Source organism: Streptomyces yatensis (assembly GCF_018069625.1).
Taxonomy (GTDB): Bacteria; Actinomycetota; Actinomycetes; order Streptomycetales; family Streptomycetaceae; genus Streptomyces; species Streptomyces yatensis.
On sequence record NZ_CP072941.1, the window covers coordinates 3846936 to 3861211 of the forward strand.

Genomic DNA, 14276 nt, shown 5'->3' on the forward strand with positions numbered 1-14276 from the left:
GCGGAAGGGTGGCCGACGCCTCAGTACCGCACCCGGCACGAAACGTCAGTGCTTCTCGGCTCGCACCGGGAAGTCCAGCACCACACGGGTGCCCCGCTCCGGGGCGGGCACCATGTCGAACGTGCCGCCCAGCTCCCCCTCTACCAGGGTGCGGACGATCTGCAGGCCCAGGTTTCCGGCCCGCTGGGGGTCGAACCCCTCGGGCAGCCCGCGCCCGTCGTCCTGGACGGTCACCACCAGCCGGCTCTCCTCACCGCCGCCCCCGCGCACCGCCGTGACCTCGACCGTGCCCTGCTCCCCCGGTCCGAAGCCGTGCTCCAGCGCGTTCTGCAGCACCTCGGTCAGGACCATGGACAGCGGGGTGGCGACCTCGGCCTCGAGGATGCCGAAGCGCCCGGTGCGGCGGCCGGTCACCTTTCCGGGCGCTATCTCGGCCACCATGGCCAGCACCCGATCGGCTATGTCGTCGAACTCGACCCGCTCATCGAGGTTCTGGGAGAGGGTCTCGTGGACGATCGCGATCGAGCCGACCCTGCGCACCGCCTCGTTGAGCGCCTCCCGCCCCTGCGCCGAGTCCATCCGGCGGGCCTGCAGCCGCAACAGGGCGGCCACCGTCTGGAGGTTGTTCTTCACCCGGTGGTGGATCTCCCGGATGGTGGCGTCCTTGGTGATCAACTCGCGCTCGCGGCGGCGCAGTTCGGTGACGTCCCTCAGCAGCACCAGCGAGCCGATGTGCAGCCCCTTGGGCTTGAGCGGAATGGCCCGCAGCTGGATGACCCCGTCGCCGCCCTCGACCTCGAACTCCCGGGGCGCCCAGCCGCTGGCCAGCTTGACCAGCGCCTCGTCCACCGGGCCGCGCACCGGGGCGAGTTCGGCGGTGGTCTTGCCCAGATGGTGGCCGACGAGATCGGCGGCGAGCCCGAGGCGGTGGTAGGCGGAGAGCGCGTTGGGGCTCGCGTACTGGACCACCCCGTCCGCGTCGAGCCGGATCAGCCCGTCGCCCGCGCGCGGTGACGCGTCCATGTCGATCTGCTGATGGGGGAACGGAAACGATCCGGCGGCGATCATCTGGGCGAGGTCGGACGCGCTCTGGAGATAGGTGAGCTCCAGCCGGCTGGGGGTCCGTACGGTCAGCAGATTGGTGTTCCGCGCGATCACCCCGAGGACCCGGCTCTCCCGCCGGACCGGGATGGACTCCACCCGGACCGGCACCTCCTCGCGCCACTCGGGGTCGCCCTCCCGGACGATCCGGCCCTCGTCGAGGGCGGCGTCGAGCATCGGACGGCGGCCGCGGGGGACGAGATGGCCGACCATGTCGTCCTGGTAGGAGGTGGGCCCGGTGTTCGGCCGCATCTGGGCCACCGAGACATACCGGGTGCCGTCGCTGGTGGGGACCCACAGCACCAGATCGGCGAACGAGAGGTCGGAGAGCAGCTGCCACTCCGAGACCAGCAGGTGGAGCCACTCGAGGTCGGAGTCGTCGAGTGCGGTGTGCTGGCGTACGAGGTCGTTCATGGAGGGCACGTTGTGAGCCTACCCTCACCGGTGGATTAGCCTATTCGCGCATAAGCATGGACAGACAGCAGTGGTCTAGTCCAGAATATCGAGCACTGCGATCTTCCGCTCTCCCCGCACAGGAGGGCGGATCGAGGAGCCCGGAGCGCTCTGCCCTGACCGCCCGGGGTCCTCTGGTCGGCCGCTCGGCCGATGCAACTCCGGGCTGCGGTGCCGGGTGGGTTGAGGGTCCCGCCCTGGCGCCGCGGCCCGCGGGTGTCCCGGCCGCCGTTGCTCAAGGCTCCCGCGCACCCGTCGTACGCAACGCTCCCGCGCACCCGTCCGTACTCGGGCTCCCGCACCTCCTCGAAGGCCGCGGGAGCCTTTTCCGCACCCCCAGCAGGGCTGTCCACGCCCAGCGGTACGCCTCAGCGGGTCTCCGTCACCTTCGCCAGCGCCCGCGGCGCGTCCGGGTCCTGGCCGCGCGCGATCGTCACCTCGTACGCCAGCATCTGCAGCGGGAGGATCTCCAGGATCGGCTGGAGCTCCTCGGCGACCCCGTCCGTCGGCAGGGCGAACCCCGCCGAGGCCCGCTCCACCTCCGACGCGCTGCCGATGACGACGAGGTCGGCGCCCCGGCCGCGCAGCCGCTCCAGGACCGGCTGCAGCGCCTGGCCGCCCTTGCCCTCGGTGACGATCGCGATCACCGGCGAGATGTTGTCGACCATGGCGAGCGGACCGTGCAGCAGATCGGCACCGGAGTAGGAGAGCGCCGGGATGTAGCTGGTCTCCATCAGCTTCAGGGCGGCTTCCTTGGCGGTCGGATAGCCGTAGCCCCGGGAGGTGAGGACCATCCGCTCGGCGAAGCGGTAGCGCGCCGCGAGCTGCCGGACCTCGTCCTGGCGGTCGAGGATCTGCTGGGCGAGGTCGGGCAGTACCTTGGCGGCCGCGCCGTCGCCGCCGCGCAGCCCCTCCACGAAGAGGTAGAGGGCGAGGAGTTCGGCGGTGTAGGTCTTGGTCGCGGGCAGCGCCTTCTCCGGCCCGGCCAGGACGTCGATGTGGAATTCGGAGACGGCCGCGAGCGGCGAGTCGGCGTTGTTGGTCACCGCGAGGGTGATCGCGCCGGCCGCGCGGGCGGCCTCGGTGGAGGCGACCAGGTCCGGAGAGCCGCCGGACTGGCTGACGGTGATCACCAGCACATCGGTGAGGTCCGGCTGGGCGCCGTAGGCGGTGGTGGTGGACATGGAGGTCAGACCGCACGGCTTGCCGAGCAGCACCTCGAGCAGGTACTTGGCGTACAGCGCCGCGTTGTCCGAGGTGCCGCGGGCGGTGAGGAGGACGAAGCGCGGGTTGCGGGCGGCGATCCGCTCCGCGACCTCGCGGATCCTCGGGGCGCCCTGGTCGAGGATGCGGCGCAGCACGGCGGGCTGCTCGGCCATCTCGCCGGACATGATCCGGCCCGGCTGGTCGCTGCGCTGGGCCGTCGTCGTGGCGGACATGCTGGGTGCCTCCAGGTGGCTCTGTGCCGGCTGTGCTCGGGGGGCTGAGGGGTCAGTCCCCGGGGTGGTCACCGGCGCCGATGCCGACGATCACCTCGGCCGCTGCCCGTCCACATACCCGGGCGGCGCCGTGGGTCGCGATGTGCAGCGCTCCGGCGGGCGGCGCCTGGGGCACGCCCATCTCGACGACGACCGTCTCCGGCCGGGCGGCGAGCAGGGCGTCCAGCGCGTCGGCCATCCAGGGGTGCCGGTGGACATCGCGGACCACAGCGACGATCCTACGGTCCGCCGCGGTGTCGAGCATATTTTCGATCAGTGCGGGGACGCCCTGGGCCTCGGCGTCCTGCAGCCCGTAGGTGGCGGCCTGGGTGCCGGGGCGCAGCCGGGCCAGTTCGGCGCCGACGCCCCAGGGGGTCTCCTCGCCGACCGCGATGTTGGCGACCGGGGTGAAGGCGGCGACGTAGGCGGGCCCGGTCACCGGCTCGTACGACAGCCCGGCCGGGGTGACTCTGAGCGCCCGGCGCGCGGCGGCGAGCCCCACCCCCGCGGCGGGCTCGATGCCATGGGCGGCGCGCGGTCCGGCGGAGTGCCGTGTCCACTCCCCCAGGGCGCGCACCCGCGCGGCCGCCTCGGCCAGCCGTTCCTCCGCCAGCCGGCCCTCGATGACGGCCGTGACCAGCGCGTCGCGCAGCCGCAGCACGGTGTCCTCATCGGCGAGTCCGCCGCCCACGCAGATCGCGTCGGCGCCCGCGGCGATCGCCAGGACGCTGCCGTGCTCGATGCCGTACGCGTCGGCGATGGCCCGCATCTCCATGCCGTCGGTGACGATCAGCCCGTCGAAGCCGAGCCCGCCGTCGGCCACCGGCCGGCGCAGCAGGCCGTGCAGGGCGGCGGGGCTGAGGGTGGCGGGCAGGTCGGGGTCGAGCACGGGCAGCAGGATGTGCGCGCTCATCACGGCCTTGGTCCCGGCGGTGACGGCGGCGCGGAAGGGCACCAGTTCGCGGGCGGTCAGGGTGTCGAGCCCGGCGTCGATGCGCGGCAGGGCGTGGTGGGAGTCGACGGCGGTGTCGCCGTGGCCGGGGAAGTGCTTGGTGCAGGCGGCGACCCCGGCGCTCTGCAGGCCCTCGATGTACGCGGCGGTGTGCCGGGCGACGAGCCCGGGTTCGGCGCCGAAGGAGCGCACGCCGATGACCGGGTTGTCGGGGTTGGAGTTGACGTCGGCGGAGGGCGCCCAGTTGAGGTTGACGCCGCACTCCGCGAGGCGGCGGCCCAGCTCGCGGGCGACGGCGCGGGTCAGCTCCGGGTCGTCGACGGCGCCGAGCGCCAGGTTGCCGGGGAAGGACGAGCCGGCGCGCACCTCGAGCCGGGTGACGTCGCCGCCCTCCTCGTCGATGGCCACCAGGACGTCGTCCCGCTCGGCGCGCAGCTGGGCGGTGAGGGCGGCCAGCTGCTCGGGCGAGCTGATGTTCCGGCCGAAGAGGCCGACGGAGGCGAGCCCCTGGCCGAGCCGCCGCAGCAGCCAGTCGGGGGCGGTGGTGCCGGTGAAGCCCGGCTGCAGAACGGTGAGAGCGTCGCGGGTGAGGGTGGCGGAGTCATGCGCGAGGGTCGTCATAAACCGGGATCATCCCTTCACAGCGCCGGAAGTGAGCCCACCGACCGCCTTGCGTTGCAGAAACAGGAACAGCACCAGGATCGGGATGGCGAACAGCGAGGCCGCCGCCATGGTGGCACCCCAGTCGTCGCCGAAGGCGGTCTGGAAGCTGGACAGCCACAGCGGAAGCGTCTGGGCCGCCGGGTCCTTGTTCAGGATGAGGACGAGCGGGAATTCGTTCCAGGCCGTGATGAAGCCGAAGAGCGAGGTGGCCATCAGCCCGGGCGCCAGCAGCGGAAAGATCACCCGGACGAACGCCTGCGGACGGGTGCAGCCGTCGACCATCGCCGACTCCTCCAGCTCCTTGGGGATCGCGGCCACGTAGGCGCGGAGCGTGAGGATCGTGAAGGGCAGCACCATGACCATGTAGAACAGGGTGAGCGGGATCAGGCTGTTCAGCATGTCGCCGTCGCGGACGAGCATGTAGATGGCGATGACCAGGACTTCCCAGGGCGCCATCTGCGCGATCATGAAGGTCACCAGGAAGCCGCGGCGCCCCTTGAACCGCATCCGGGCCAGGGAGAACGCCGCGAGCAGCGCGATCACCAGCGAGAGGGCGACCGCCGAGAGGGTCACGGTGAGCGAGTTGCCCACCAGTGTCCAGAAGTTCTCGGCGTCCAGGGCCTTCTGGAAGTGGTCCAGGGTGGCGCTGGTCGGGAACCACACCGGGTCCTCGGTGATGACGTCCGAGGTCGGCTTGAAGGCCGTGGTGAACATCCAGTAGACGGGGAACGCGAAGCCGATGAAGAGCACGACGGCGGTCGCGTTGGGCCACAGCCGGGCGAGCGGCGAGCGCTTCACAGCTCGTCCTCCTCTTGCCTGAGCACGATCCGGAGGTAGTAGGAGGTCAGCGCCAGCAGGACGGCGATGGTCAGCAGCGAGATCGCGGCGCCCATGCCGTAGTGCTGATTGCCCACGCCCTCGATGAAGGCGTAGACGGGAAGGGTTTCGGTGAGCCGGTCCGGGCCGCCCTCGTTGATCGCGAAGACCTGGGTGAACGCCTTGAAGACCCAGATGACTTCGAGGAACGTCGTGGCGAGCAGAAACGGCTTGAGGAAGGGGAACGTCACCGAGGTGAAGCTCTTCCAGGTGCCGGCGCCGTCGAGCGCGGCCGCCTCGTAGAGCTCGCCGGGGATGGTGGTGGTCGCGGCGTAGAGGTTGATCGCCACGAAGGGGATCGACTGCCAGACGATCAGCAGGGTGATGATGAAGAAGGTGGAGAACTGGCTGCCGGTCCAGTTGTAGTGCGCCATGGAGTGCCAGCCGAGCGCGTCCAGCACCCAGTTGACCACCCCGAAGCGGGCGGCGAAGAGCCACTGGAAGACGGTGGTGCCGGCGATGGGCGGCATGGCCCAGGCGAGCACCAGACCGACCGAGAGCAGCAGCCGCATCGTGCTGCCGAGGCGGGCCAGCAGCAGTCCGACCAGGGTGCCGAGCAGCATGATCAGCACGACGTTGACCGCGGTGAAGATCACCGACCGGAGGGTGACCCGCCAGAAGTCCTCGCTGGTCAGCGTCTCGCGGTAGTTGTCGACGCCGTTCCACTCGGTGAGGTGCTGGATGAGCTGCCGCATATTGAGGTTCTGGAACGACAGCAGGCCGTCCTTGACCAGCGGCCAGCCCAGCAGCAGCACGGTCGCCACCAGCGCGGGCAGCAGCAGGAGGTACGGGGCGGCGCCGGTCAGCCGTCCGCGCCCGGGGGTGCCCGGGGCCGGGCGGCGGGTGCCTGGCGGCTCCCCGCTCCGGCGGACCCCGGCCGCCGCCGGGCCGGGGTCCTGGCGTTCGGTCGCTACGGACATCCGGCTCAACGCTCCTGGCTGAGGCGCTTGTTCAGCTCGCCTTCGACCGACTTGGCCGCCTCGGCGGGCGACTTACCGGTGAGCACCGCGGTCATATAGGTCTTGACCGGGTTCGGGGCGTTCTCCACCGGGGCCCATTCGGGGATCAGCGGGGTGGTGCCGCCGGTCGCGGCGGCCGGTGCGGCGGCGAGCCCTGCGGGGTTGCCCTTGAGCTGCGCCTGGAGCGACTCCTTGTTGGGGATGACGCCGCCTTCCTTGGCGAGCTGTCCCTCGTAGGTGTCATTGAGCGCGATCTTCAGGAACTCCTTGGCCAGCTCCTGCTTTTCGCTGCCCGCGGCGACCGCGAGGTTGGAGCCGCCGAGGAAGACGCCCTCCGGCTTGCCGGCGGTCTCACCCGGGATGGTGAAGTAGCCGATGTCCTTCTCGATCTTCGGGTTGGCCTTGATCGCGATACCGGCTTCCCAGCCCATGCCGATGAACGCGCCGGTCTTGCCCTTGGCGAAGACCTCGCCCTGCTGCGGGGTGGCCTCGTCCTTGTCCTTGGGGGCCTTGCTGAAGGCCTGGTACTGCTTGTAGATGTCCATGGCCTTGGCGACCTTGGGGTCGGCGAGGTTGGAGACCCACTTGTCCCCGTCCTTCTTGACGAGGTCGGCGCCGGTGCCGATGGTCAGCCCGTCGAAGAAGTACCAGTTCTGACCCGGGAGATAGAGCGGCTCGGCGTCCGTCTTCTTCCCGATGGTGTCGAGGTCCTTGAAGAACTCGGTACGGGTCTTGGGGGTGTCCTTGATCCCGGCCTCGGCCCAGATCTTCTTGTTGTAGAGGACGACCCGGTTGGCCGCGTACCACGGCGCCGCGTACTGCTTGCCGTCGTAGACCGCGGACTTGTTGATCGACTCCGACCAGTCGGCGCCGATCGACTTCTTCAGGTCATCCAGTTCGGCCAGTCCGCCGGTCTGCGCGTACGACGGCGTCTGGGTGTTGCCGATCTCCAGGACGTCCGGCGGATTGGATTCCGAGAGAGCGGTGGTCACCTTCTGCTGAATGCCGTTCCACTGCTGGATCTCCAGCTTCAGCTTGGCGCCCGTCTTCTTCTCGAAAGCGGCCTTGACATCCTTCGTCCAGCCTTCGGGCGTGGAGCCGTCCATCGCCCAGACGGTCAGCGTCTCGCCCTTGAAACCGTCCGCTCCGGCCTTTTTGTCGTCGCCGTCGGACCCACAGGCCGCGACGGATACCAGCATTGCCGCGACACCCGTCGCCGCTATGAGCCCACGCTTCACAGCACTCTCCTCAGAAGGCCGGATCAGGAGGTTTAATGGTCCAGACCAGTGCCCGCAGCTTGGCCTAGACCTTTTGGGGTGTCAAGGGTGTATAAGAGTCACCGGCGGCTCCGTTACCGGACCGACACTTCCCGACATCCGGACCGAGCGGATGCCCGGAGCCGGGACCGTGCCACGATGTGAGGCGCTGGATTCTTCAGGAGACCGGTGACGGCGGCAGACGCCGGTGACGGCAGTGGACCAGGAGTCGGAAGGGCGCGCGATGGAGACCGAGGGGGCAACGGCGGCAACGGCGGCCATCACGACGGCCGAGAGCGACGGCAACGGCTCCGCTGGGGCGCGGACCGCACGCGTCCCGAAGTACTACCGCCTCAAGCGCCACTTGCTGGAGATGACCGAGACGCTGCCACCCGGCACCCCGGTCCCCCCGGAGCGCACCCTGGCCGCCGAGTTCGACACCTCGCGCACCACCGTGCGCCAGGCGTTGCAGGAGCTGGTCGTCGAGGGGCGTCTTGAGCGGATCCAGGGCAAGGGCACCTTCGTGGCCAAGCCCAAGGTCTCCCAGGCGCTGCAACTCACCTCGTACACCGAGGACATGAAGGCCCAGGGCCTGGAGCCCACCTCCCAGCTCCTGGACATCGGCTATGTCACCGCCGACGACCGGCTCTCCGGGCTGCTGGACATCGCCGCCGGCGGGCGGGTGCTGCGCATCGAGCGGCTGCGGCTGGCCAGCGGTGAGCCGATGGCGATCGAGACCACCCATCTGTCCGCCAAGCGCTTCCCCGCGCTGCGCCGCAGCCTGGTGAAGTACACCTCGCTCTACACGGCGCTGGCCGAGGTGTACGACGTCCGCCTGGCCGAGGCCGAGGAGACCATCGAGACCTCGCTGGCCACCCCGCGCGAGGCGGGGCTGCTGGGCACCGATGTGGGGCTGCCGATGCTGATGCTCTCGCGCCATTCGCGGGACGCGTCCGGGGAGCCGGTGGAGTGGGTGCGGTCGGTCTACCGCGGGGACCGCTACAAGTTCGTGGCCCGGCTCCAGCGGCCGAACGGCTGAGCCGCGCCACGCCGGGCGCACCGCGACCGACCCGCGCCACGGCCGGGCCACGCCACGGCCACCTGCTTTCTTTCTCATACCGATATACGGACGGGTAGTGACGACCGCCGGGCCGGGGGCTTAGATTTCCTGCGCATTACACAAATGATCAGCTGGAACCCAGGTGATCGACCGTGACGCAGGTGATGAGCCGAGGGGACTGGAGCCCGCCGCATGTCAGACACGTCCGCTTCACCCGGCAGGAGACCGGTCGTGACGCCTACGCGCGTCGTGGCCGCCCTGTGCCTGATCGCACCCTTTGTTGGGATGCTCTGGGTCGGCTCGTACGCCAAGGTCGAGCCGACCCTCATCGGGATCCCGTTCTTCTACTGGTACCAGATGCTCTGGGTACCGATCTCGGCCGTGCTGACCTCGGTCGCCTACGTCCTGGTCCGCCGTGAGAAGCGGGCGCGCACGGGGGGTGAGTCGGCATGAACGGCGGAGTGAACGGCGTCGCACTCGCCGTCTTCATCTTCTTCTTCGTGGTCGTCACGGCCATGGGGTTCCTGGCCGCGCGCTGGCGCCGCGCCGAGAACGCCAACAACCTCGACGAATGGGGACTGGGCGGCCGCAGCTTCGGCACCTGGATCACCTGGTTCCTGCTGGGCGGCGACCTCTACACCGCGTACACCTTCGTCGCCGTCCCGGCGGCGATCTACGCGGCGGGCGCGTCCGGCTTCTTCGCCGTCCCGTACACCATCCTGGTCTACCCGCTGATCTTCACCTTCCTGCCGCGCCTGTGGTCGGTGTCCCATAAGCACGGGTATGTCACCACGTCGGACTTCGTCCGCGGCCGTTTCGGCTCCAAGGGGCTCTCGCTGGCCGTCGCGATCACCGGCATCCTCGCGACGATGCCGTACATCGCCCTCCAGCTCGTCGGCATCCAGGCGGTGCTGGACGTGATGGGCGTCGGCGGCGGGGAGAACACCAACTGGTTCATCAAGGACCTGCCGCTGCTGATCGCCTTCGGCGTCCTCGCGGCGTACACCTACTCCTCCGGGCTGCGCGCGCCCGCGCTGATCGCCTTCGTCAAGGACACCCTGATCTACATCGTCATCGCGGTGGCGATCATCTACATCCCGATCAAGCTGGGTGGCTTCGACGACATCTTCAGCGCGGCGAACGACAAGTTCACCAAGGCGGGAGCGGGATCGCTCGCACCCCCGGCGGAGGGGCAATGGGCCTACGGCACCCTGGCCCTGGGCTCGGCGCTCGCCCTGTTCATGTATCCGCACTCGATCACCGCGACGCTCTCCAGCCGCAGCCGTGAGGTGATCCGCCGCAACACCACGATCCTGCCGCTGTACTCCCTGATGCTGGGGCTGCTGGCGCTGCTCGGCTTCATGGCCATCGCAGCCGGGGTGAAGGTCGAAAACGGCCAGCTGGCCATCCCCCAGCTCTTCGAGGACATGTTCCCCGACTGGTTCACGGGCATCGCCTTCGCCGCGATCGGCATCGGCGCCCTCGTCCCGGCGGCCATCATGTCGATCGCCGCGGCGAACCTCTTCACCCGCAACATCTACAAGGACTTCCTGCGGCCGAACGCCACGCCGCAGGAGGAGACCAAGGTCTCCAAGCTGGTCTCGCTGCTGGTGAAGGTCGGCGCGCTGATCTTCGTGCTGGGCATGGACAAGACCGTCGCGATCAACTTCCAGCTGCTGGGCGGCATCTGGATCCTCCAGACCTTCCCGGCGCTGGTGGGCGGCCTGTTCACCCGCTGGTTCCACCGCTGGGCGCTGCTGGCGGGCTGGGCGGTCGGCATGGTCTACGGCACGTGGAAGGCGTACGACACCCCGAGCGGCACCCAGAAGCACTTCGGCAACACCGCCGATATGCCCGCCATCGGGGAGATCGGCTACATCGGCTTCACCGCGATCGCCCTCAACGTGCTGGTGACCGTCGTCCTGACGGTGGTGCTGCGCGCGCTCAAGGCCCCCGACGGCATCGACGAGACCACCGCCGCCGACTACAAGGCGGACGCGGGCGACCCGGGCGTCCAGGCCGACCTCCCGCCGGCCACGGCGGGCTCCCCCGGCGGCCACTGACGCCCTACGGCGGACTGCCGCACTGATGGACGGTGAACGGGCCGTCGGCTCCCCTTGGCGGGGGCCGACGGCCCGTTCGCCGTCGGGAGCGCGTGAGCGGTGGGAGTTGCCGCTCATACCCGGGGCACCGCCCCGGCTCATCGAGATCCAGCGCTACGTGCGCGTGCGCAACGCCTGTGAGAGCGCGTCGACGGTCACCCCCACAATGGCCCGGAGCTGCGCCGGACCCGCCCCGGCTCTGCTCATGACGGCGAGAGACTGGTTCACGGCGGCCACGTGTTCGGCGAAGGCCTCGGCGTCCTGGTCGGTCATTCGGCCGGCCTTCAGCGCGGCGCGCAGACGTGAGCGCTGAAAGCCCAGCGCCTCCTTCGCCTGCGCCGCGACGCCCTGGCTCAGCACCGGAATCGCCATGGCCGCCTGGGCGACCAGACATCCATCCGGCAGTTCGGGATCGGCGATGCGCTCGAGGGTGACGTCGAAGAACGCACGCACGGCCGCAGCAGGCTCCGAGGCCGCACACGACAGGGCGGCGTCGTACTTGTCGCCATAGCGCGCGGCATAGCGATCCAGGCAGCGCAGGAAGAGCGTGTCCTTGCCGCCCAACGAGGAGTAGATGGAGCTGCGGTTCAGGCCGGTCGCCCGGGACAGATCGTCCACTGAGGTATCGGCGTAGCCGGCGCGCCAGAACTGGATCATCGCGGCGTCGAGTGCCGTGTCCATGTCGAATTGCTTCTTGCCTGCCACGTGGCACTTCCTTGCCGGTGTGTCGATGTTTCGGGCCGCGCTGTGCACCATCCTATCTTGAACCGATCGGTTCAAGATGTGTTAGCGTCCAAGCCTGGCCATGGTCGGGCGCCCCCCACCCAGCGCGACCTCTCGGGCGAAGCCCCGAACCAGAACACCCCACACCGACGGAGGATCCCCGTGACTGACCCTGCGACCAGCGCTCGGCACGTCAGCGAAAGCAACCCTGTCCGCGAGCTGCCCCTGCACGACCTGCCCCTGCACGACCTGGCGGGATTCACTCACCGCTGGGTCGACGCCGACGGCGTCCGCCTTCACGCCGTCGAAGGCGGTCGGCCGACCGGCCCGGCCCTTGTCCTGCTCGCCGGATTCCCGCAAACCTGGTGGGCATGGCGAAAGGTCATGCCCAGCCTCGCCGACCGGTTCCACGTCATCGCGATCGACCTGCCGGGTCAGGGCCACTCCGAGCGTCCGGAGCGGCACAGCTACGACACGCACACGGTCGCCGCGCACGTCCACGCCGCCGTGAAGGCTCTCGGAGTGTCGACTTACTGGCTGGCCGCCCACGACATCGGCGCCTGGGTCGCCTTCTCCCTCGCACTCCGATTCGAGAGCCACCTGCGCGGAGTCGCTCTGCTCGACGCCGGAATCCCCGGCATCACCCTCCCCGAAGCGATCCCCACCGACCCGGACCGGGCGTGGAAGACCTGGCATTTCGCGTTCCACCTGGTGCCCGACCTGCCCGAGACGCTGCTCACCGGCCGCGAACGGGACTACGTCGGCTGGTTCCTGAAGGTGAAGGCCCTCGCTCCCGACACATTCGAGGACGCCGAGCTCGACCACTACGCGGCGGCCGTCGCCGCCGACGGTGGCCTCCGCGCGTCCCTCGCCTACTACCGGGACGCCACCGAGTCCGCGCGCAAGAACCACGAGGCGCTCAAGCGGCAGCACCTGACCGTGCCCATCCTCGGAATCTCCAGCAGCCACGGCTCCATCCCGGACATGGCGGCCTCCATCAGCCCCTGGGCCGACCACGCCACCGGAGTGGTCGTGCCCGACGCCGGACACTTCATCCCCGATGAGCAGCCCGAAGCCGTCGCTGCCGCTCTGGCCGATTTCATCCTCGACGGCGACTGACACCGGCCAGGACGCCCGGCGGACGTCAGGCGGCGATCTCGTAGGCGTCGCGGGGCGACTGCGGTGCGAGTTCGAACCAGAGCAGCTTGCCGCTCCGCCCGAACAGCTCGTCGGCGAGGGTGTAGCCGCCCCAGTTGTCGGCACAGATCCGGACGATGAGCAGGCCGCGCCCGTACGTGGCCTCGGTGTTCGCGGCGGCCTCGGCGAGAGCGCACGAGCGGTCGAAGAGGGCCGGGGGCTTGTCGAAGGGCGGCGGGATGTCGGGGTTGGTGTCCCACACACTGATCCGCAGACGCCCCTCCTCCACGGCGCGGATGCGCATTTCGGCCGGACCGGTGGTGTGGCGGTAGGCATTCGTGACCACCTCACTGGTCACGAGGGTCGCGGGGTCGGTGAGGCCACCCATGCCGTGCCGGGCGAGGACGGCCCGGAGGGTGGTCCGGGCGATGGCTGCGGCACGGGGGTCGTGGGGCAGGCGTAGCGAGTACGACCAGGGGTTTTCCAGGGGTGCGGCGGGCATGAAGTCTCCGGTCTGTGCGTGGAGTTGGGTTGTGATCCCGGGCACATACCGTAGCCTCACCGCATAAGGTATTCGACGGTATGGATCGAAGTGCTTGGTATACCACCCATGTGAGTGACACGCCTGTTGCGCGTGAGCAGAGAGAATCGGCAAATGCCTCAGAGAAGTGTTCCGACAGCGCGCCAACTCCGTCTCGGCACCGAGCTGCGCAGGCTCCGGGAGCGCGCCGGTTTGACGTCGACCGAGGCCGGGCGCCTACTCGGCACCAATCAGACGGCCATCAGCAACATCGAGGCGAGCAGGTTCGGAGTCAGCTCGGAGCGGCTGCGAGCGCTGGCGCGGAACTACTCGTGCGCGGACGAAGCTCTCATCGCGGCGCTCGTCGACATGACGGCGCCACGCAAGCGCGGTTGGTGGGAGGAGTACCGGGAAATCCTGCCCACCGGGTTGCTCGACCTGGCCGAGCTCGAACACCACGCTGTCGCATTGCGCACGGCGTATATCGCGCACATCCCCGGCCTGCTGCAAACCTCCGAGCATGCTCGGGAAATCTTCCGGCAGGCCGTGCCGCCCCTGCCTCCTCCAGACGTGGAACACCGTGTCTCGCACCGCGTCAAACGCCAGGCCATCCTCTATCGGAACAAGCCCACGCCCTATACGGCGATCGTCCATGAGGCCGCCCTGCGGATGCGCTTCGGCGGACCGGTAACGGCACGAGAGCAGTTGCAGCACATCCTCGACATGAGCGAGCACGATAACATCAAGGTGCTGGTGATCCCCTTCGACGCCGGGTCGTTCCCAGGCTCGGGACAGTCCGTTTGCTACGTCTCCGGGCCCGTGCCTCAGCTGGACACGGTGCAACTCGATGCGGAGTATGGCTCCGAACTCCTCGATGCAGCGGCCCAGCTGGAGAAGTACCGCGTCGTGCTTGATCGCATGGAGGCGGTCGCTCTGCCAGAGAAGCGATCCCGCGACTTCATCCGGCACATCGTCAGCACCCTGGAAGGTGAATGA

General features: G+C 69.4%; 13 protein-coding genes. 5 read left to right on the forward strand and 8 right to left on the reverse strand.

Going from position 1 to position 14276, the window contains the following annotated elements:
* Positions 1–45: 45 nt before the first annotated feature.
* The 6 genes from J8403_RS15585 to J8403_RS15610 all read right to left on the reverse strand — a co-directional run bounded on the left by J8403_RS15585 (position 46) and on the right by J8403_RS15610 (position 7720).
* Complete coding sequence (locus J8403_RS15585) at positions 46–1515, reverse strand: sensor histidine kinase (RefSeq protein ID WP_211128266.1); 1470 nt, start codon at positions 1513–1515, stop codon at positions 46–48.
* 407 nt (positions 1516–1922) lie between these two features.
* Complete coding sequence (locus tag J8403_RS15590) at positions 1923–2993, reverse strand: SIS domain-containing protein (protein WP_093464572.1); 1071 nt, start codon at positions 2991–2993, stop codon at positions 1923–1925.
* Positions 2994–3045: 52 nt separating this feature from the next.
* Positions 3046–4605: a glycoside hydrolase family 3 protein gene (locus J8403_RS15595; protein WP_211123713.1), complete on the reverse strand. Its 1560-nt coding sequence runs from the start codon at positions 4603–4605 to the stop codon at positions 3046–3048.
* 9 nt (positions 4606–4614) lie between these two features.
* Entirely contained in the window at positions 4615–5445 is an 831-nt protein-coding gene (locus J8403_RS15600) for a carbohydrate ABC transporter permease (protein WP_211123714.1), read from the reverse strand.
* Positions 5442–6443, reverse strand: a complete 1002-nt coding sequence (locus J8403_RS15605; RefSeq protein ID WP_211123715.1) for a carbohydrate ABC transporter permease — start codon at positions 6441–6443, stop codon at positions 5442–5444. Before J8403_RS15605 ends, J8403_RS15600 begins: the two co-directional genes overlap by 4 nt.
* Before the next feature lie 5 nt (positions 6444–6448).
* Positions 6449–7720 (reverse strand): extracellular solute-binding protein, encoded by a 1272-nt coding sequence (locus J8403_RS15610; protein WP_211123716.1) that lies wholly within the window; start codon positions 7718–7720, stop codon positions 6449–6451.
* 262 nt (positions 7721–7982) lie between these two features.
* Between J8403_RS15610 and J8403_RS15615 the strand changes: the two genes are divergently transcribed.
* The 3 genes from J8403_RS15615 to mctP all read left to right on the forward strand — a co-directional run bounded on the left by J8403_RS15615 (position 7983) and on the right by mctP (position 10861).
* Entirely contained in the window at positions 7983–8777 is a 795-nt protein-coding gene (locus J8403_RS15615; RefSeq protein WP_211128267.1) for a GntR family transcriptional regulator, read from the forward strand.
* A 213-nt stretch (positions 8778–8990) separates the two neighbouring features.
* Positions 8991–9251 (forward strand): DUF3311 domain-containing protein, encoded by a 261-nt coding sequence (locus tag J8403_RS15620; RefSeq protein WP_211123717.1) that lies wholly within the window; start codon positions 8991–8993, stop codon positions 9249–9251.
* Complete coding sequence (mctP, locus tag J8403_RS15625) at positions 9248–10861, forward strand: monocarboxylate uptake permease MctP (RefSeq protein ID WP_211123718.1); 1614 nt, start codon at positions 9248–9250, stop codon at positions 10859–10861. The genes J8403_RS15620 and mctP overlap by 4 nt, the downstream gene beginning before the upstream one ends.
* Positions 10862–11014: 153 nt before the next feature.
* On the opposite strand, the gene J8403_RS15630 is transcribed toward mctP, so the two are convergent.
* Positions 11015–11605 carry a TetR/AcrR family transcriptional regulator gene (locus J8403_RS15630; protein ID WP_211123719.1) on the reverse strand — a complete coding sequence of 197 codons (591 nt, stop codon included), beginning with the start codon at positions 11603–11605 and terminating at the stop codon, positions 11015–11017.
* A 180-nt stretch (positions 11606–11785) separates the two neighbouring features.
* Between J8403_RS15630 and J8403_RS15635 the strand changes: the two genes are divergently transcribed.
* A complete protein-coding gene (locus J8403_RS15635; protein ID WP_211123720.1) occupies positions 11786–12742 on the forward strand; it encodes an alpha/beta fold hydrolase in 957 nt (318 codons plus the stop codon).
* Between the two features lie 25 nt (positions 12743–12767).
* Here the strand turns inward: J8403_RS15635 and J8403_RS15640 are convergent, their stop codons facing one another.
* Entirely contained in the window at positions 12768–13262 is a 495-nt protein-coding gene (locus J8403_RS15640; protein WP_211123721.1) for an ATP-binding protein, read from the reverse strand.
* Between the two features lie 153 nt (positions 13263–13415).
* Here J8403_RS15640 and J8403_RS15645 point away from each other — a divergent pair, with 153 nt between their 5' ends.
* Positions 13416–14276, forward strand: a complete 861-nt coding sequence (locus tag J8403_RS15645) for a helix-turn-helix domain-containing protein (protein ID WP_211123722.1) — start codon at positions 13416–13418, stop codon at positions 14274–14276.